Here is a 20,891-nt window from a genome sequence, read left to right on the forward strand (position 1 = left end):
TCTTACTTACCGTAATAAGCGCTCAGGTACATCGCTTTGATTTCACTCAGCATCGGATAGCGGGGGTTCGCGCCGGTGCACTGGTCGTCAAAGGCCTGCTCCACCATATCGTCCAACCGATCCAGGAAATCTTTCTCGTCGATGCCATACTCTTGGATGGATTTCTTGATGCCGATCTTGGCTTTCAACTCTTCGATGGCTTGGATCAGCCTATCCAATTTTTCTTCATCAGTCTTGCCGCCCAGTTTCAGGAAATCGGCAATTTCAGCGTATCTGGCCAACGTATGCGGGTGATCATATTGCGGGAAGGTACCCATTCTGGTAGGCTTCTCGGAAGCGTTGAATTTCAGCACTTCGTTGATCATCAAAGCATTGGCGATGCCGTGCGGCAGGTGGTGGAACGCGCCCAGCTTGTGCGCCATCGAGTGGCACACACCCAGGAAGGCATTGGCGAAGGCCATGCCGGCCATGGTGGAGGCGTTGGCCATTTTTTCGCGCGCGTCCGGGTCATTCGCGCCGTTTTCGTAAGCCCGCGGCAGGTATTCAAAGATAGTCTGCATGGCTTTCAATCCCAGCCCGTCGGTGTAATCGGTCGCCAGCATGGAAGCGTAGGATTCCAGCGCGTGAGTCAGCGCGTCGATACCGGAAGCGCTGGTCAAGCCCTTGGGCATCACCATCATCATATCCGCGTCTACAATGGCCATATTGGGCATCAGTTCGTAGTCCGCCAGTGGGTATTTCACACCGGTCTTTTCGTCTGTGATGACAGCGAAGGGTGTTACTTCGGAGCCGGTACCGGCTGAAGTCGGCACTGCGATGAAATAGGCCTTCTCGCCCATCTTCGGGAAGGTGTACACACGCTTGCGGATGTCCATGAAACGCATGGCCATGTCCATGAAGTCGGCTTCGGGGTGCTCGTACATCACCCACATGATCTTACCGGCGTCCATGGCACTGCCGCCGCCCAGCGCGATGATGCAGTCCGGTTGGAAAGCGCGCATGGCTTCGGCGCCTTCTTTGGCGCACGCCAGGGAGGGATCCGGGGCTACATCGTAGAAAGTTGTGTACTGGATACCCAGCTCGTTTAACTTATCCGTAATGGTCTTGGTATAGCCGTTGTTATAGAGGAAAGAATCGGTCACAATGAAGACCTTCTTCTTGTTCAACACATTGCCCAGTTCGTCCAACGCCACTGGCAGACAACCTCTCTTGATGTAAACTTTTTGAGGCGTTCTGAACCACAGCATATTTTCTCTCCTTTGCGCGACTGTCTTGATGTTGACCAGGTGTTTGACACCCACATTTTCAGAAACCGAGTTGCCGCCCCAGGAACCGCAGCCCAGGGTCAGCGAAGGCACCAGTTTGAAGTTGTACAGGTCGCCGATGCCGCCGTGCGAAGAAGGAGTGTTGACCAGCACGCGGCAGGTCTTCATGCGTGCTTCGAAAGCCGCCAGCTTCTCGCCTTCAGTGATGGTGTTCAGGTAAACCGAGGAGGTGTGCCCGAATCCGCCGTCCGCAATCAGGTGCGAGGCTTTGTCCAGTGCATCGCTGAAATCCATGGCGCGGTACATTGCCAGCACCGGGGAGAGTTTCTCGTGCGCGAATTCTTCGCTCAGCTCGACGCTTTCCACTTCACCGATCAGGATCTTGGCATCTTCCGGTACTTTCACACCGGCCAGCGCCGCGATGTGGTGCGCGCTTTGCCCAACGATCTTGGCATTCAAGGCGCCGTTGATGATGATGGTCTTGCGCACTTTGTCCAGCTCGCTGCCCTTCAGGAAGTAGCAGTTTCGTTTCGCAAATTCGGCTTTGACTGCATCGTAAACTTTATCGAGCGCGATCACGGATTGCTCCGAGGCACAAATCATACCGTTGTCAAAGGTCTTGGAGTGGATGATCGAGTTGACTGTTAGCAGGATATCGGCCGTATCGTCGATAATGGCTGGAGTATTGCCGGCGCCCACGCCCACGGCCGGTTTACCGGAGGAATAAGCCGCCTTGACCATGCCGGGGCCGCCAGTGGCCAGGATCATATCAGCTTCGCGCATGATCAGGTTGGAGATCTCGAGTGTGGGTTCGTCCACCCAGCCGATGATACCTTCCGGTGCGCCCGCAGCCACAGCCGCTTCCAGCACAATTTTCGCCGCAGCGATGGTGCAGTTCTTGGCGCGCGGGTGCGGGCTGATGATCATACCGTTGCGGGTCTTCAATGCCAACAATGTCTTGAAGATAGCAGTGGAAGTCGGGTTGGTGGTTGGGATGACCGCGGCAATGACACCCACCGGTTCGGCGATGCGCTTGTAGCCGTATACTTTGTCTTCTTCCAAAACACCACAGGTTTTGGTGTTCTTATATGCGTTGTAAATGTATTCGGAAGCATAATGGTTTTTAATTACTTTATCTTCCACAATACCCATGCCGGTTTCCTGTACGGCCAATTTTGCCAGTGGAATCCGAGCTTGGTTTGCAGCGGTAGAGGCCGCCAGGAAAATTTTATCCACTTGTTCTTGTGTATAGGTAACGTACTGACGTTGCGCTGCCTTGAGGTTTGCCAGTCTTGCTTCCAGCTTTTCAACGCTGTCCACAATTTCGTAAACTTTTTCTTTTTCCATCCAAAAATCTCCTATCCGATTTTCTGCGCTTCTTCGCTGAATTTTTGGGACAAATGTTTGGATAACACAGCCAGTGAGGAGGCCATATTCTCGTTCTGGACTAAAATGTGCTCCGGCACCGTCAGATGTACCGGGGCAAAATTCCAGATCGCCAGAATGCCGCTTTCAACCAGGGAGTCGCAAACACGCTGTGCGTATTCAGCCGGCACTGTAATGATGCCGATGTGAATCTTCATACGCTCGCATAAATTCTTGAGTTTGCTCATGGGGAAGATCTTCTTGCCGTTTTCTTCGGTGCCAACCACGTTCTCGTCAGCATCGAAAGCCGCTACGATATTCAGACCATATTCTTCAAACCCCCGGTATCCAAGCAGCGCTTTGCCCAGCTTGCCTGCGCCAATGATCACAGCGGATTCGGCATTGTCATATCCCAGGAAATGTTCAATTTCACAGATCAATTCCTGCGTGACGTAACCGATTTTCGGGCGTCCGAGAGAGCAAACCGACGCCAGATCTTTACGCACCTGTACTTGATTGAGGTTGAGCGCTTCGGCAATCGTGGTTGCGGATACGGTTTCAACAGTCACCTTATCCAGTGTTTTGAGGTACCCCAGATAAAAAGGCAGCCTTTGCAGCGTTTGTTTTGATATTCCCTGATCAATCATACTAACTCACTCCTCTGTTATCTGAGTGAGATTCTAACAACGGGCTGCAGAGTTGGGAAATACTTATATCGTATATCGATATATCTTTATCGATATAATATTACCGATTGCTTATTATCGATATGTATTATTTGATAAGGGGGAATGCGCTATTGATATGAGATAGCGCTGATCTCTTTTTTCACCTTCTGCAATTCTTCGATGAATTGGTTTTCCAAAGCCGTCATTTTGTAATTCTCTGAATAGATAAGGACATCTCGATACTGGCGGTTAGCGTCCAGGCATTTGCGTTGAACCAGGTTATAGCGCTCGATCAACTCAGCCGGAATTGGAGAAACCCAGATATAGGTATTCGGAATATCGCACAACAGATCAAACTGGCTGCCGCGCTCGTAAACGAAAATACGCTTGGTAATAAGATCGGAAAACTCAGTCTTCTTTACTTCGGTTAGGGGCATACTGGGTACGTAAGGGTCGCCATGCGCAATCTCAATGGAATCGCTTAAATCAGAATACCGTATTTTTTTCCGCTTCGCGAGAGGGTGCGCAGCCGACATAAGCGCCAAATACTCAAATTCCCAGATAGTCTCCCCTTTCAGATGCTTTTCCTTCAACATAGTCTGGAAATAATCTTCGAACGTAGTTTGATAACGGATGATTCCTAATGTGTAGTTCCCTTGTACGATATTGATAATGGCGCGCAGCGAATTGGTCTCTTTGTAATTGATTTCTATTTCTTTGCTCATATCCATTGATGCTACCAGCTTGATAAAAGCGTGGGTGATATAGCTCGCCCGCGGTATGGATATGTTGAATGTGATTTTATCGGTATCGCCTTTTTTATATATGGATTCGATCTCCTCCACTTGCCCCAGAATATTCTTGGCATATGTCAGGAATTCTTCACCCTGGGGTGTGGGAACAATACCCTTGGAGGTGCGCCGGAAGATGGTTATACCGATCGATTCCTCCAATTCTTTGATAGCCCGGCTCAGGTTGGGCTGCACCATATAAAGATTCTCGGCTGCTTTGGTAATCGAACGAGTGCGCTCGACTTCAACTGCGTATTTTAGATGTAAGAAATTCATAGCTTCTTCCTGCCAAAAAACTGGAACTTGTCATCAATACAGGGACATTTCCTTTCACATTCATTTCAGACTTGAAATACCCATTGTCTGATCGCGAATTTAATTGTAATGGAAATTCTCACGGAAAACTCAGATTGATGCACTCCTGCCATGAGATAAATAAAGGTTCTTTCCGGGGAGCATTAGGGTTCACTCTTTGGCATAGAATTTCAGAAATAAATCCGTCACATATGGATCAAAATGTTTGCCTCTCTGATCTCGGATATGTGCAAATGTCTGTTTAGCTGGCCAAGCTTTTCGATATGGTCGATCGGAAGTCAATGCATCCCAGACATCAACAATGGAGAATATCCGTGCTGCCAGTGGGATTTCTTCGCCTTTTAATCCGCGCGGATAACCGCTGCCGTCCCATTTTTCATGGTGGCAATAAGGAATTTCCAAGGCCGGCCATAGATATTCGATGGGGGCCAATAACTCATAGGCAAACTCGGGGTGTTTGCGCATGATTTCCCATTCTTCATCGTTTAAAGGGCCTTCCTTCAACAATATACGGTCGGGGATACCCATTTTCCCGATATCGTGCAAGAGCGCGCCTCGTCTCAGGTGGATCAGTTTTTCCTGGGGATAATTCATTTTTATAGCCAGGTTAATTGTCATCTCAGTAACCCGTTGAGTATGGCCTTCCGTTTCTTTATCACGCAGATCCATAGCCCGCGACCAACCTTGAATAGTTGCGTCATAGGCTTCTGAAAGGTCTACATTTGTTTTCTGCAGGTTGGTGAATAACTCGTAATTATCCAGTGCAATTGCCGCCTGTCTTGCCAGTGTTTCAAAGAATTCGAGCCAATCCAGCGAGGGAGAGTCTGAATCCATTTTGAATACCTCAAGGACGCCCTTTATTTCACCTTTAATCAAGATTGGGGTCGCAACTGCACTCAAGAATTTCTCGTTTTGTAAATAGGGGTAGAGATTTATATCAATCCTTGGGAAGAAAATGGTATGTTTCTCAATAACGGCTTGCCCGCCCATGGATTTATCAACATAGAATTTTTTACCATAAATATCCTTTGTTTCTGGCCCCTTTCCCCATTTATAAATAAGTACATCTTTGTTTTTTTCGCAAAGCATAATACAGACTGCTGAAACGGCTAATTGCTTGAGGACCTGGTTAAGCAGAATTTCTATGGTGTTATCCAAATTTTGATTGCTGGATATTGCCTGGTCAATGGATCGCAGCGAAGCTAACCTTTCGAAACTCTGATTGATTTCCTCGAATAACTGGGCGTTTTCTAATGCAATTGCCACTCGTTCTGTTAACAGTTCGATTAAGGCTACTTCCCATTCCGGTGGCTCCTCTTCCGATCTTCGGCCAAAAATCATAATGGAATTTACCTTCCCATTAATAATAATTGGATAAGCGTTAATGGATTGAATCTCCCAATCTAAATTAAATTTTAATAACTTGGGTACATTTAGGTCCTTCCGATTTAAAAATATCGGTTTCTTTTTTTCAAATACTTCTTCAATTGGAGAAATTTTGATATTGTGACCTTCTATTTCTGGGAAGAGTTTATTGAGTCCGGATTTGGCAATGATACGTACTTGCTTTTTATCCTCATCAATTACTTTTAGAATTGCGCAAGCGGAATGATCAGCAAACAATCTTCCTTGCTCTGCAGCCACTTCCATTACTCGTTTTTGACTGTGAATCCCGACCAATTCGTTAGAGATTTTCTGCAATGCCCCAAGGTGCTTGACCCGTCTTTGTTCCTGTTGGTAGAGCTCTGCCAGTTCAGATTCGTATAATTTTATATTGGTAATATCGGTTAGCGTACCTTCATAATAACGAAAGTTGCCGTCCAAGTCTTGAATATATTTCGCATTAATTAATAAGAATATAGTCTTGCCGGCTTTATTTTTAAGTTCAAGTTCTAAATCCAAAAAATCTTTACAACCCTGGATAAATTCGATGCAGTTCGCCTTTTGCTCGGGTGAAGAAAGTAAATCCAGGAAATTTACCTTGCGCAGCTCTTCCTCCGATTGATAACCAAGTATTTGGATAATCGCAGGGTTCGCTGTTAGAAAATAACCTCCCTCACCAATCTGGAACACTCCATCTGGAATATTATTGAAAAGTGAGTGGTACTTCTCTTCAGATTCAAGGATTTTTTGTTCCGCAATTTTCTTCTCTGTAATATCCTCTCCGGAACTTAATATTCCGGTTGCGTGCCCTGCTTCGTCGGTGATCAGGGTACTATGCCAGGCAATCAGCCGTTCTTCTCCAGCCTTATTCCTAATCAGGTATTCTACATAATAGTCAGGCTCAGATTGGAAATGCAGCATTTCAATATAATGATTCTTTACTTCTAGTTTATTAGGATCGGCTGCAAAATTCGCAAACCAATCCTTTCCGATTATCTTATCCAACTCATAACCCAGTATCTTGCAGCCCTTAGGATTGATCATCATCACAAGACCATTTACATCGATGGCGACCATCATAACCGACGCCACGTCCAGTAATTGTTGTGCGCGGTTACGTTCGGTTTTTATCGCGGAATTTGCTTGTTCCAGAAGCGCCGTCTCTTCTAAAAGCCTGTAAAGCATTCGTTGGGCATGCAAAATATCAAATGGTTCATTCACAATTTCTTTAGAAGAAGCATCCTTGCGCTTTTTCTTTTTATTATCTTTGAGTACCTGATGAATCAACCTTGACAATTCTTCGCCAGGGATTCCTTTAGGGATGAACGCATCAGCCCCAATGTCCAATCCGAAATCACGATCTTCTTTAGATTGATAGTTGGCTGATTGCAGAATAATGGGAATATCACAGATATCTTCATTATTTTGGATTGAATGGCACAACTCAAACCCATCCATTTCGGGCATGAGGATATCAGAGAGAATTACATCAGGTTTTCTTTCGATAGCCAGTTTGTAGGCTTCTCTACCGCTATTGGCCTGAATCACATCAAAATCGTATTCCTCAAGCATTATTTTCAGCCGGAAAGATTGGGTGGGACTATCCTCCACCAGTAATAACATTTTATTTGTCATGCATTTTCCTTATCCAATAATGTTGTAATAACGGGTGCAATTTCTTCTAAAGGTAAGATCTGATCCGTAATGCCGGCATCAATCGCGGCTTTCGGCATTCCGAATACAATACAGCTGGCCTGGTCTTGTGCAATCACAAAACCGCCGTCTTGTTTTAATATTTTTAATCCCTCAAGCCCATCATTCCCCATGCCAGTCAATATAATTCCAATTGCATTTTTGCCATACACTCTACCGACATCCTCAAAAAGATAATTTGCCGAAGGACAAAAATTGGAGTCATAATCTCTTGCCATCGCAAACTTAATATGGGTTTCGTCTTTTAATCCCATATGCCTGCCTTTAGGAGCGATTAATACCATCCCAGGTAGAATGGCCATCCTATCTTCTGCTATACTGACCTGCCGATGGGTTGTACTGGTCAGCCAATCTGCAAACCCGACATCAAATCCATCGGAAATATGTTGCACAATCAAGATTGGTGTTTGAATACGTTCGGGAATTTTTGCGAGAATTGAGGAAATTGCCGCAGGCCCGCCGGTTGAGGCGCCGATTGCTATAATTTTGTAATCATCGCCGCGCTTTTTTGCGATATCAATTGTTCTCCCGGTTTGCCTTTTGGGATACCGCCTGACGACTTTTACTTCCGCCATTAATTTGACTATCGATATCAATTCTTCCGCGTTGCTTTGATAATCAGGAGATTCAGGTCCATTCGGTTTTTTTAATACCGCCAAAGCACCTGCATTTAGAGAACGGAAGGACAAATCCACTTCATCGCGATGCATATGATCACCCGTAACGATGATAATTGGTCTGGGACTTTTTTCCATAATCAGTCGTGTAGCCTGAAAACCGTCAATTCCGGGCAAATGTACATCCATCGTGACAATATCCGGTTTGAGAGAAATGGTTTTACGAAGTCCCTCTTCCCCATTACGGGCAACTCCCACCACTTTGATATCGGGCTCTGATTCCAAAATTAACTCCAATAACAAGGCGGACGTCTTTGAATCTTCTACAATTAATACGCGAATCATGAATCCACTTCCTCACCAATCCCTAAGATTTTCTATTTTGCTACACAACAATACTCATATCAATTTTTCATTTCTAAATCAAACGCTCTATTGTTTTTAAGAGAACGTTCTGGTCAAATATTTTCTTCACGAGATATGCATCAGCACCCGCATCCAAACCTTTCTTCTTATCATCTTCCGAATCCATGGATGTACTCAAAATTACGGGTAGGTTCTTGTATTTCTCGCTGGACCTGATCTTTTTACATAGCTCAACGCCATCTAATCGGGGCATAACAATGTCAGAAACTACCAAATCGATCATGCCGGATTGAATAATTTTCCAGGCTTCCAGACCATCAGACGCCGTCTTTACTTGATAACCAGCGCTTTCAATAATATTTTTCTCCAGAGTACGGGTGGTAATGGAATCATCCACTACTAATACGAATAATCCCTTCCGCTCGGATATTGGTTGAACCGTGTCTTCCTCGAAAACATCAGTAATCCTGCTTTCATAAGTGCCGGATATTGCCTCAGCCATATTGAGTACAAAAGCGGGTTCTCCACTACCCAAAATGCATTCACCGGCGATTTTATCGACATGTAAAAATGGCCAGGGTAATTTCTTGATGACAATTTCCTGAGTGCCCAATATCTCGCCAACTGCTATAGCGATCGTTCTTTCGGCTGCCTCGATGATCAAGATTTGTTCAGTTTCCGTCCCCGCCTGATTGTTTACGTTTTGTATTTGAGGCAGCCCCAAAATATCTGATAAATAACGTAATTCCAAAGGCTCATTGTCAAGCTGAAGACCCAAACGTCCTTCAACATTGACGATTTCGTCAGAACGCACCCGTAGCATTCGGAAAATATTTGTAATTGGTATTGCAAAAGTAGGATGGAGATATGTGTCCTGAAATTTATTCACTCCTGCATGAACCAATACGCAGTTGGTTGTAGCAACAGTTAATGGCACGGATAAAACGAATTTAATACCATCCCCTGGTTTGTTCTCGATTCGGATAATACCATTCATGGCTTCGATATTTTTACGAACGATATCCATCCCTATCCCTCTACCGGATATATCCGTTATCTTTTTGGAGCTTGAAAAACCGGGTTTAAAAATCATCCAGATGATTTCACGCTCATTCATATCTTCAGCAGCTTTTTGCGATACAAAATTTTTCCGAATAGCTACTTCCTTGATAACCCCAATATCAATTCCGGCGCCATCATCGCTGATTTCTAAAATTAAATTTCCTCCCTGATGCAATGCTTTTATCTTTATAATTCCCGCAATTGGTTTACCCTTCTGCAGGCGCAATTCCGGTAGTTCAACACCGTGATCCACACAGTTGCGGATGAGATGAAGAAGAGGGTCTTTAATCTGTTCTAATACTGCCCGGTCAACTTCAGTTTCTTCACCTTCAACCTGCAATAACACTTCTTTTCCACAATCTCTGGCTAAATCTCGCACAACTCGAGGGAACGCATCGAATATGGTAGAAATCGGCAGCATTCTGGTCCGCCGAATTTCTTCTTCAGTTTCCGTTGTCAACTGATCGACTTTTCGTTCATTTATTTTTAGAGCATGGATAATAGTGTTGATTTGATGGATGATTTCTTTAAAATTGGAATTATTTAATTGTGAGATCTCATGATAATTTTCTTCCAGGCTCATCCCGCTAGTTTGCATTTCAGGGACCAGGTCTTCAAATTGATGATTGGGAAAATTAGTTCGGTTTCTTATTGCATTGCTTTGTAATTGTGATTCCAGTCGATGCCATTCTCTTTCCCACACATTTAAAGAGTCACGAAGTGCGGCCAAATCTGCCAATCGCTGTTTACTTTCAATTCGTGAAACGTGGAGTTCACTCATCAGTGAAAGCAAAATATCTAATCGGTGTGTTGACAGCCGAATAGTCTCATCTTTCCTAATCGGAATGCCAGAAGCGGAAGTCTCTTTGGTATTACTTAAATTGTTAGCCCTTCTATCTTCAGTTTGTGCCAAGGTAGGACTCTTCTGGTCATCAGAGACTTCCATTCCGTGAGGTAGATCCTCACGATTACCAGTTTGTCTTTGAGTTCCGGAAATCATCAGTTGATCCAATTGTTGAATTAACGCTTCTATACCAATTGGTCGGTTGTCATTATCGGTTGCTTTCTGAATGAGTGTGCTGATCAAATCCAGGGTTTTAAAAAGTAAATCAAAATCCTCAGCAACAAGAGTTAATTTCTTTTCATATAAATGTATAAAAATACTTTCCAGGTGGTGGGATAAGTCTTCAATCTCTAAAATATTTACTGCTCTGGCTGCGCCTTTTAGACTATGCGCTTCTCGCAATAACTCATTAAAATCGAAGTCTTCACTTATATTATTCTGCCCTTTTTCCAAAACCAATAGTTTTTGGTTGATAGATTGAATATATTCATTTGCCTCAACCACAAAAATATTGATTAGTTGTTTTTGCAGGTCGTCGTCATGGTCGGGTCGGGACATGGTTTTCCTTATCGTTTATTTATCTTCTTCAATGAACCTGTCTCTATTCTTTAAAATATTCCACGGATTTCTGCAACTCTTGGGCTTTTACATTCAATTCTTCTGCCGCAGCCTGGGATTGACGCGCACCCGAAACAAACTGAACAGTAGCCTGCTTGATATCCTTCATGGCTTGATTGATTTGTTCCATACCAATATTTTGCTGCTGTGTGGAAGCAGATATCTGTTGGGCAGATTGTGCGGATTTCTGCAAAGTTCCCGCAAGCTGATTAATGACGCCGCCGGCTTGTTCGGCCAATACCATCCCATCTTCTACACCTTTTGTACCTTGTTCAGTCGCTAACACTGCCGAATTGGTAGCTTTTTGGATATTCCCGAGAATTGATTTCACGTTCACTGTAGCTTGTTTGGATTGGGAGGCTAAATTGCTGACTTCGTTCGCAACCACCGCAAAACCTCTGCCCTGTTCGCCAGCCTTGGCAGCCTCAATTGTTGCGTTTAATGCCAACAAATTGGATTGATCAGCAATCTCGTTTACTGTCGCAATAATCTCTCCAATTTGCTGGGTTTGTTCAGATAACGCAAGGATCCCTTGGGCAATTGCTTGAACTTTCTCGCGGATATCCATCATCCCATTTTGAATTGCTGAAACTGCTCGCTTGCCATTTTCGCCAACTATTGCCGCAGCCTGTGAAATTTCTGCAACTTCCTGAGCTTTCTTTGCAGTTTGTTCGGTAACCGCATATACCTCATCTACAATAGAGGTGGTTTGGTTGATAGCTGCTGATTGTTCTGAAGCGCTGGCATTGAATTGACTAACCGACGCCAATATCTCAGCAGTGGCACTACTGGTGCTGCTAGACATTTCTTTCGTTTTTGTATTGATTGTCTGTAACACATCTGCAAAAGTATCCATTGCTCTTGTAAGTTGGCCAATTTCATCCTTGCGTATCATCCCCAGACGGGGAGCGATATTTCCATTCTTTAATTCTTCCATCATTTTGACGCAGCTTTCCAAAGGTGGAACAATACTACGGGTTAAATAAACGCCCATCAAGGTAGCTGCCAATAATGCTATTAATCCAATTCCCGCAAGTATTTGATTCGTCCGGGTCACTTTCGATGTAACGTTTTGCTGTTCAGAATGCATTTGAGTGAGTTTCTGTTTGCTCAAATCATATAAAGTATTAATGGTTTCTTCTCTGACATCCGCGAGCGAACTACCTCTTATCTTTTCCATGGCACTCTGTGTATTTCCAGCTTTCCCCATCGCAACGATTTCGATTAAACCTTCTTTATACAGTGCCCAATTTGACTTGATTAATTTAACCTGTTCGGATTCGGATTGTGAAAGATATCCTTTTTCGAGGTAGCCAATTTGAGTATCAATGTCCGCGATTAATGTATTGATATCGTCAATTGATTCATTCATCTTTTCAGGAAAAAGAAGCAAGTAATACACATCCGCTCGTACGCGATTCAAATCAGCGTTGGCAACACCCGCATATTCTGCAGGCAGGGTGCTATTTTTATAACTATCAGAAAAAGACTTGCCGGTATTTTTCACATTGATATAGCTAAAACAAACTAAACCTATGACAAGTAATGCAATTATCAAAAAACTACCTGTAATTTTTATCCGAACCTTTTTATCATTAAGCCATTTCATGATCGATCTCCTATACTTATGTAATAACAATATTTTTTAATTGATAATCAAATCAGGGTCTTCTAATAATTTTTGAATATCTAAAATCGTGATTAATTCTGATGTCAAACCGCGTACTACATTTTTTTGTTTCTTTGAGATGGTTTCCAAAGGTGCATTGATTTTTGATAGGGGAATTGTTTTGACCTCTGAAACCAGGTCCACCAATAAACCGACCAGGTTATCTTCTTTTTGAACAATGATGATTTGTCCTTTTTGATAACCTGAATTCTTACGTACTTTTTCATCAGTCTGCTTTGAGTTGAATGGAAAAGGTTTTAAACCCAAATAAACCCGCAAGTCCAATAATGGAATTAATGTACTGCGTAAATTGAACAATCCCAACCACAACGAAGAAACGCCTGGGATAGGAGTAAAAGAATCCAGTGGCCTAATTTCATTAATATCTGAAATTGGTAGTCCATATCTTTCATCGTCCAGCTCAACGACCATGGTATTTATCGATTCTTCAACCCGATCCTGCTCCGGACTTTTAGCCAATTCTCGAGCACGCTGTTCCAGAATCTGTCGTTCTGCAAACGATTGTTGTTCACTATTACTCATTAAATTAACAACTCCTTTTGATTTTTTATATAGGTCAAAAGATCATTTGTAGTAAGGCCTTCACTTTCTGGTATTTCGATACCTTTTTCTAATTGTGCAAGTTCTTTTTCTAATACAAGTAGAGTTTTTAGGTACCTTTTCTCCTCGCCTGTTTTCTTAAACAATTCAGCCATCTTGTAATAACCCATCAGGAATTTTGGATCAAGAAAAAGACAACGCCTGATAGCCGCCAGACTCCTATCCAAATCACCTTGTTCATCCAATATCAAACTATTCAGATAATATGCAGGAGCGAACAGCGAATTTCGGTCGATTGTCTTCTGAATCCACGCAGTTGCCAGGTTGAGCTCATTTTGATTCGCGAAAGTTTTCGCTAACCGGTATGCTGCTATATGGTTTTCTTCATCTTCCTCAACCTCTTTTATGAGAGCCGCCCAATTTTCTTCGGTTTTGGTAGAGTTTGAAAGATCTGAAATAGGTAGTTGGGGTTGCAGAATACTCGGTTGAAATAACGAATTCTTTTCATCAAGATTATCGTCAAACTCTTTTCCCTCCAGAAATAAAATTTCAGAATTACTGGTGGAAAGATTAGTACTCATCGTTGTAGAATTATTGGGCTTATCAATAATTAAGCGAAACTCGTTTTCGTCATCCCGGCTATTTTTTTGGTACACAATTGCATCTGGGAAATTGTAGGTATGGTAATCTTCGAAAAGGTTTTGAGAAGTTTCGGAAGGTCCCATCATCAGCCAGCCGGGGTCTTTTAATAAGTCATAGAAATTTTTAATCACTTTCCGGCTGTTATCTTCTGAAAAGTATAAAAATACATTTTTACAAAGGATTAGGTCAAAATAGTTTGCACCATTGATTACCGGTTTGTAATCATATGAGATAAGGTTCAAGTAGGCAAATTCAACCATCCGCCGATATTCCGGTAAAATCTGAAATAATCCACCTGATTGATTAAAATGGTCCACTCGAAAATCAGCTGTAACGTTGCGAAACGACCATTCTCCATAAATTCCGGCTTGAGCTTTTTTTAATGCTTGCGTATTGATATCCGTTCCCAGAATCTTTACATCCCACTTATCGAATGGTTTTATTATTCGCTTAAGTAATATTGCCAAAGTATAGGGCTCTTCACCAGTTGAACAACCAGCACTCCAAATACGAATTTCCTTTTCCCTCGTATTACGCTCAATAATCTCAGGAAGGATATGTTTTTCCAGTGCCTCAACGTGAGGTTGGTTGCGCATAAAGCTGGTTTCCCCAATAGTGAGTTGTTCTATGAATGTTTGAAGTACTTCATTATTCGAAGGTGGATTATTTAATAATGAAATTAGATTTTCGAGGTTGGGGGAATCATACTTAGAAGCTGTAAAATAAACGGCTTTTTCTAAGTCAGAATGCCGATTTTCGTTGATCATTAATCCGCTTTTTTCACGGACAAAATCAGCAAATTTTTTAAGTTCTGTTTCAGATAAGTTATTTTTTTTGTTGATCATCGCGAGTGTCAGTGACCATATTAATTTTTGATACTAATCTCCTCGGATTCAATTTAGAATCATACTTTCTTGTACCGGCCAGTATTTTCGGTATATCCGGAATAATCGTAACTTTCTCCTCCTGGTTCGTAACTGTGCTAATAAATTTCGCATCAATAGTCATATCTGCCGGCGTTTGCATACCATCAAGCCTCAAAGGCATCACCCCTTCGATAGTATCAACAATCAATCCGGCAATTTGTTTACCGGATTGAAGAATAATTATGGGAGTATTTAATTCAAAAGAAATTGGTTGAAGTCCAAATCTGATTCGCAGGTTTACAACAGGAATTACTCGTCCTCTAAAACCAATTAATCCCGCAAGCCATAATGGGGATGCGGGAATTTTGGTAATTGCCACCATATGAACAACCTGGATGACTGACTCAATTGATATACCATAATGGCTATCATCCAGATCGAAAACGATATACTGTGGGAAGTTATCCTCTGGTACCAATAAAACTCCTCAATGAAATAATGTTGTTTTGCGCTTGTAAGTTATTACACAGCTTCCCTTTAATGATTATACACGGGTAGAGTATTTCAATAAATATATAAATATTATTATATCTATTACTATTTATTTATAAACCAGGAGTGTTATTTTGGTGGTTGAGTAAACATATTTAATCAGGATAATTGGGTATCCTTGAATGGTAAACTTGATTTTAAATTGAACTGTAAGGATTAGAGTCATAAAAATGATCTATGCCCTCGCGCACCCAAATATCGCTTTCATAAAATATTGGGGCAACCGAAATCAACAATTACGGCTGCCGATGAACGGCTCCATCTCAATGAATCTGTCCGCACTGGAAACCCATACCGCCGTTAGCCTTGCGTCTGATATATCCACAGATCAGCTATGGATCAACAACGGAGAGCAGTCCGGCAGCGCTTTGGCACGCGTCAGCGCTTTCCTGGACATCATCCGTGAAATGAGCGGCCGCCTTACATTTGCCGAAGTACGCAGCACCAGCAACTTCCCCGCTTCGGCTGGCATCGCTTCCTCGGCAGCAGCCTTCGCTGCTCTGGCAATTGCCGGCGCGCAAGCCTATGGGCTCGATCTGAACGAAAAAGACCTTTCATGCCTGGCACGGCGCGGTTCGGGTTCCGCTTGCCGCTCGATTCCAACCGGCTTTACCGAATGGCGGCCCGGCAGCGATGATAACAACTCCTATGCGCAGTCAATCGCCGCTCCTGACCATTGGCCCCTGTGGGACTGCATCGCCGTAGTGGAAAGCGGCCCAAAACCCACCGGCTCCACCGAAGGCCACGCCCTCGCGCCTACCAGCCCGCTGCAAGCCGCACGTGTCGCTGACACACCCCGCCGCCTGGATATCTGCCGCCAGGCCATCCAGAACAAGGATTTTGAAAAGCTGGCGGACATTATCGAACTGGACAGTAATATCATGCACGCCGTTATGATGACTTCACAACCCGCGCTGATGTATTGGTCGCCCGCCTCACTCCTCGTGATGAAAGAAGTCCGCGCCTTGCGCCAATCCGGTCTGGCTGCCGCCTTCACTTTGGATGCCGGCCCTAATGTGCATGTCATCACAACCGAAGAACATCACGAAACCATCAAAGAACACTTGTCCGCTTTACCCGGTGTGCAGCAAGTTATCAGCTCTCCGGTGGGAGGAGCGGCAAAACTCATCGAAGGGGAAATTAATAATCTTTAAACAATCCCGCGTTGAGGACAGGTTATAATCGCCAGCGAAGAGGAAAAATATTATGAATAGTACATCTGCCAACTTGTTGGTTTTTATTGTCGCCTTGAGTTTCCTTATGTTCACGCATGAACTCGGCCATTTTTTGGTTGGCAAATTTTTCAAAATTGATGCTGAAGAATTTGGTTTCGGCTACCCGCCCAAATTGGTCAAACTATTTAAGTGGGGTAAAACCGAATTTACGCTGAACTGGATACCTTTCGGTGCCTTTGTCCGTTTTAAAGGAGAAGACGACCCCACTGCTGAAGGCGGATTTTATGCCGCCAATAAATGGCAGCGCTTGGGGACTTTATTCGCCGGTCCGGCCATGAACATTCTCATCGGTATCCTGCTTTTTTCCATCGTTATTTCACAATCCGGCTTTCCCAATGAAAAAATCGTGCAGATTGCGTACGTGGAACCGGGTTCTCCCGCTTACGAAGCCGGTATTCTGGCAAACGATGAATTCGTCACCATCAACGGGCAATCAGTATTCAGCATGACAGAAGTCAGCAGCCTCATCCAGGAAAATCTGGGGCAAGAGGTTGAAATTGGAATGCTGCGTGACGGACAGCCCGTCACAATTTCTGTTGTACCGCGCGCCAATCCACCCGAAGGCCAGGGAGCCATGGGCATCATCATGCAGAACCCGGTTATTAAATATGGGTTCTTCCAGGCAATCCCGCATGGTGCGGTAATGGCTTGGGAACAGATCAAGCAGGTGTTTGAATTGCCCGGCATGGTTTCGCGCGGTGAGGTTACTTCGGAAGAACTGCGCCCCCTCTCTCCCAAAGGGTTATTCGATGTATATGCCCAGGTACGTGAAAGTGAACAAGCCTACGAGCAGGCACAGCCCAACCTGGCTTTTTTGAATATTTGCTGGTTTTTTGGTATCATTTCAACCGCGCTGGGTTTTACCAACCTGCTGCCCATCCCCGCGCTGGATGGCGGCCGGATTTTATTTATCCTGCCGGAAATTTTCATTGGAAAGCGCGTACCTGCAAAATACGAAAACGCTATTCACATGGTCGGGTATATGGCTTTGCTGGTCTTGATGGCGTATATCTTTTTGCAGGATTTTATTAATCCGGTTGTGTTACCATAAAGAGAAATGACAGATAACGACAAAAAAACCTTGAATTTAATTGAAATATTGCAGGACTTAAACCGGCCATTTCCGCCGGAATACCTGCATATCTTTTCGGACATCACCGCAGCTGACTTGGATGAGATTAAAAAAGCCTGGCCGGAAATTCCGGTCCTGCGAAAAATCACCCTCCTGCAGGATTTGGAAGCCATGATGGAATCCGATACCTTGCTTTCGTGCGATGATTTTGCCCGTTTCGCCTTGCAGGATGATAATCCGGACGTGCGTTCACGCGCCATTAACTTGTTGTGGGAAAGTGAAGACCCGCGCCTGACACATATTTTCGGTGATATTCTCACCCAGGACGGAAACGAAGTCGTGCGGGCCAATGCGGCGTCAGCCCTGGGAAAATTCGTTCTCATGGGCGAACTGGAAGAAATCTCACAGAAGATTTTCGACCGCATAATTGATTTGCTGTTGAAACATTATGAAATTGAAGTCTTTGACGAAGTTAAACAGGAGATTCTCCGGTCGCTTTCTTATTGCGGTAAACAGGAAATCGCCAAGCTGATCAAAGAGGCATACGAAACGAATAAGAAAGCCTGGAAAATTGCCGCACTCGAATCCATGGGACGTTCTGCCGATAACCGTTGGAAGGACCATGTTCTTGCGAATCTGACCAACGACGATGCCGATTTGCAGTACGAAGCTATCCGTGCTGCCGGTGAGTTGGAATTGAAAGCCTCGCGTGAAATTCTTTTACGTACCCTGGCGGAAGAAGCCGGAAATAATGATGTCTTCTACCAGACGATTTGGGCTCTTTCCAAGATTGGCGGTGGTTCTGTTCGGGAAACACTGCAGGATTTGCTTGAAAACAGCAACGATGATGAAGAGATCGAGGTTCTCGAAATGGCACTCGATAATTTGGATTTCACGGATGAGAATTCAGAATTAAGCCTTTTCTGATAAAAGCAGGATTGAACAATGGAGAATGACACCAAACGTTTTCATGCAATCATCAAAGGCATCGTTCAGGGAGTCGGGTTTCGTTTTTTTGTCTTTCAATACGGCGTCAATCTAAACCTGAATGGCTGGGTGCGCAACCGTTATAACGGCGATGTCGAAGTAGTTGTGGAAGGGCCCAAGGATACTCTGGACGCGTTCCTCGAAAAGCTTTACCAGGGCCCGCAAATGGCCCATGTAGACAAGATCGATCTCGATTGGGAAGAACCCAGGGGCGACCTGCCTACCTTTACCATTTACGAGTCGGAATAATATCTACTCTTCGTCCTCACCGCTCATGATGAGGGCTTTCTTCCAAGCCGGCTGCCCCGATTCATCCGCCAGCATCAAACGCAGTTCGTAAATCTGATCGCGCAGTGTTGCCGCCCGCTCGAATTCCAACGCGTCTGCCGCCTGCCGCATTCTATTTTCAGTGTCCTTGATAAGATGCCGGATTTCATTCACCGGCAGCTTGCTTACAGTCTCTCCTGCGTCGTAATCCGCTTGATTTTCTGCGACTGCGTATTCTCCCAACCGTGCCGTTATGTCATACACCTCCTTAATAATCGTAGCCGGTTGAATATGATGCTCACGGTTGTAAGCTTCCTGTTTTTCTCTTCTGCGGTCGGTCTCGTCAATGGCTACGCGCATTGCATCCGTAACCTTATCCCCGTACATAATCACCAACCCGCTCGAATTACGCGCCGCCCGTCCGATAGTTTGGATCAATGCTGTCGCGGAGCGCAGGAAACCCTGTTTGTCCGCGTCCAGAATGGCTACCAGTGATACTTCCGGCAGATCCAATCCCTCACGCAGCAGGTTGATGCCCACTACCACGTCGTAGATGCCCAAGCGCAGGTCGCGCAGGATGCCCACCCGGTCAAGTGTTTCCACTTCCGAATGCAGGTAATGCACCTTAATTTTCAGTTCTTCCAGATAAGTTGATAAATCCTCAGCCATGCGTTTGGTCAGCGTGGTCACGAGGACACGCTCTTTACGTTCCACACGCGTGCGGATTTCAGCGATCAGGTCATCCACCTGCCCTTCCACCGGGCGCACTTCAATTTGCGGATCTACCAACCCGGTCGGACGGATGATTTGCTCCGCCACAGCCTGGGCATGCTCCATCTCATAAGGGCCGGGGGTCGCCGAGGTGTAAATAGTCGAACCCATCTTCCCTTCGAATTCATCGAAGGTCAACGGGCGGTTATCCATCGCCGAAGGCAGCCGAAAACCGTATTCCACCAGCGTGGATTTGCGCGAGCGGTCGCCATTGTACATACCGCGGATCTGCGGCACGGTCATGTGTGACTCGTCGATCACCATTATGTACTCGGAGGGCATGAAGTCCATCAGCGTCCAGGGCGGCGAACCTTCCGGCCGTTGATCCATGTGACGTGAGTAGTTCTCAATACCCGAGCAGTAGCCAATCTCACGCATCATCTCCAAGTCAAAACGGGTGCGTTGTTCCAGCCGCTGCGCTTCCAGGTACTTCTCATCGTGTTTGAATACCTTTAGTTGTTCATCCAGTTCTTCTTCTATGTCGCTGAGCGCCTTGCGCAGGCGATCCTCCTGGGTGATGAAGTGCTTGGCCGGGTAAATCTCCACCTGCTCCAGCTCTTCTAAAATTTCACCCGTAATGGGATTCAATTTCAGAATGCGCTCAATCTCATCTCCGAAGAAAGCGAGCCGGTACACCAGGTTCTTTTCGTAAGCCGGGAATACTTCCAGTGTGTCTCCGCGCAAGCGGAAAACACCCGGACGCAGTTCCAGATCATTGCGGGTATAGTGCGATTCCACCAGCTGCCTCAGCAGGACGTTGCGCCGGTAAATCTCCCCGCGCTTCAGCTCCATCACCACACTGCTGTAAGCTTCCGGGCTGCCCAAACCGTAAATAGCCGACACGGACGCAACCACAATCACGTCTTTGCGTGAAACGATCGAGGTGGTCGCAGCCAAACGCAGCCGTTCGATTTCCTCGTTGATTTCGGTCTCTTTCTCGATGTAGAGGTCCTGGCGTGGGACGTAGGCTTCCGGCTGGTAATAATCGTAATACGATACAAAATACTCAACCGCGTTTTCAGGGAAAAATTCTTTGAATTCCGCGTATAACTGCGCAGCCAGTGTCTTGTTATGCACCAGCACCAGAGCCGGACGCTGTACTTCCTGGATGACGTTTGCGATAGTGAAGGTCTTGCCGGTTCCGGTAGCGCCCAGCAGCACCTGATGGTGTTTACCCTCCCGGATCCCCTCAACCAGCTCGCGGATAGCCTGGGGTTGGTCGCCCAGGGGTTGGTAGGGAGCTTTCAACTTAAATTCCATAT

The 20,891-nt window shown here is 45.0% G+C and carries 15 protein-coding genes; 4 read left to right on the forward strand and 11 right to left on the reverse strand.

The features are described 5' to 3' along the window. Nucleotides 1–2: 2 nt before the first annotated feature. The 10 genes from adhE to Pelsub_RS10470 all read right to left on the reverse strand — a co-directional run bounded on the left by adhE (nt 3) and on the right by Pelsub_RS10470 (nt 15,223). On the reverse strand, nt 3–2,612 hold the full coding sequence (adhE, locus tag Pelsub_RS10425) for a bifunctional acetaldehyde-CoA/alcohol dehydrogenase (protein ID WP_116223798.1): 2,610 nt from the start codon (nt 2,610–2,612) through the stop codon (nt 3–5). An 11-nt stretch (nt 2,613–2,623) separates the two neighbouring features. Continuing rightward, nucleotides 2,624–3,277, reverse strand: a complete 654-nt coding sequence (locus Pelsub_RS10430) for a redox-sensing transcriptional repressor Rex (RefSeq protein ID WP_116223797.1) — start codon at nt 3,275–3,277, stop codon at nt 2,624–2,626. A 149-nt stretch (nt 3,278–3,426) separates the two neighbouring features. Beyond that, nucleotides 3,427–4,365 carry a LysR family transcriptional regulator gene (locus tag Pelsub_RS10435; protein ID WP_116223796.1) on the reverse strand — a complete coding sequence of 313 codons (939 nt, stop codon included), beginning with the start codon at nt 4,363–4,365 and terminating at the stop codon, nt 3,427–3,429. A 189-nt stretch (nt 4,366–4,554) separates the two neighbouring features. Further along, nucleotides 4,555–7,422 (reverse strand): HD domain-containing phosphohydrolase, encoded by a 2,868-nt coding sequence (locus Pelsub_RS10440; RefSeq protein WP_116223795.1) that lies wholly within the window; start codon nt 7,420–7,422, stop codon nt 4,555–4,557. Beyond that, complete coding sequence (gene cheB / locus Pelsub_RS10445; protein ID WP_116223794.1) at nt 7,419–8,462, reverse strand: chemotaxis-specific protein-glutamate methyltransferase CheB; 1,044 nt, start codon at nt 8,460–8,462, stop codon at nt 7,419–7,421. Before cheB ends, Pelsub_RS10440 begins: the two co-directional genes overlap by 4 nt. Before the next feature lie 73 nt (nt 8,463–8,535). Next, the gene (locus tag Pelsub_RS10450) at nt 8,536–10,947 is read right to left on the reverse strand and encodes a hybrid sensor histidine kinase/response regulator (RefSeq protein WP_116223793.1); all 2,412 of its coding nucleotides are present in this window, start codon (nt 10,945–10,947) and stop codon (nt 8,536–8,538) included. Nucleotides 10,948–10,990: 43 nt separating this feature from the next. Further along, nucleotides 10,991–12,616: a methyl-accepting chemotaxis protein gene (locus Pelsub_RS10455; RefSeq protein ID WP_116223792.1), complete on the reverse strand. Its 1,626-nt coding sequence runs from the start codon at nt 12,614–12,616 to the stop codon at nt 10,991–10,993. A 36-nt stretch (nt 12,617–12,652) separates the two neighbouring features. Then, complete coding sequence (locus tag Pelsub_RS10460) at nt 12,653–13,219, reverse strand: chemotaxis protein CheW (RefSeq protein ID WP_116223791.1); 567 nt, start codon at nt 13,217–13,219, stop codon at nt 12,653–12,655. Beyond that, nucleotides 13,219–14,724 (reverse strand): CheR family methyltransferase, encoded by a 1,506-nt coding sequence (locus Pelsub_RS10465; protein ID WP_116223790.1) that lies wholly within the window; start codon nt 14,722–14,724, stop codon nt 13,219–13,221. Before Pelsub_RS10465 ends, Pelsub_RS10460 begins: the two co-directional genes overlap by 1 nt. Further along, complete coding sequence (locus Pelsub_RS10470) at nt 14,705–15,223, reverse strand: chemotaxis protein CheW (RefSeq protein WP_116223789.1); 519 nt, start codon at nt 15,221–15,223, stop codon at nt 14,705–14,707. The genes Pelsub_RS10465 and Pelsub_RS10470 overlap by 20 nt, the downstream gene beginning before the upstream one ends. A gap of 244 nt (nt 15,224–15,467) precedes the next feature. On the opposite strand from Pelsub_RS10470, the gene mvaD reads away from it, so the two are divergent. The 4 genes from mvaD to Pelsub_RS10490 are packed head-to-tail and all read left to right on the forward strand — an operon-like array spanning nt 15,468 to nt 18,840. Then, nucleotides 15,468–16,451 (forward strand): diphosphomevalonate decarboxylase, encoded by a 984-nt coding sequence (gene mvaD / locus Pelsub_RS10475; RefSeq protein WP_116223788.1) that lies wholly within the window; start codon nt 15,468–15,470, stop codon nt 16,449–16,451. Nucleotides 16,452–16,503: 52 nt separating this feature from the next. Then, entirely contained in the window at nt 16,504–17,583 is a 1,080-nt protein-coding gene (locus Pelsub_RS10480) for a M50 family metallopeptidase (RefSeq protein ID WP_116223787.1), read from the forward strand. A 6-nt stretch (nt 17,584–17,589) separates the two neighbouring features. Then, nucleotides 17,590–18,531: a HEAT repeat domain-containing protein gene (locus Pelsub_RS10485; protein ID WP_116223786.1), complete on the forward strand. Its 942-nt coding sequence runs from the start codon at nt 17,590–17,592 to the stop codon at nt 18,529–18,531. An 18-nt stretch (nt 18,532–18,549) separates the two neighbouring features. Then, entirely contained in the window at nt 18,550–18,840 is a 291-nt protein-coding gene (locus Pelsub_RS10490) for an acylphosphatase (protein WP_116223785.1), read from the forward strand. Between the two features lie 3 nt (nt 18,841–18,843). Here the strand turns inward: Pelsub_RS10490 and uvrB are convergent, their stop codons facing one another. Then, nucleotides 18,844–20,889, reverse strand: a complete 2,046-nt coding sequence (uvrB, locus tag Pelsub_RS10495; protein WP_116223784.1) for an excinuclease ABC subunit UvrB — start codon at nt 20,887–20,889, stop codon at nt 18,844–18,846. Between the last annotated feature and the right edge of the window lie 2 nt (nt 20,890–20,891).

Source organism: Pelolinea submarina, assembly GCF_003966975.1.
Taxonomy (GTDB): domain Bacteria; phylum Chloroflexota; class Anaerolineae; order Anaerolineales; family Anaerolineaceae; genus Pelolinea; species Pelolinea submarina.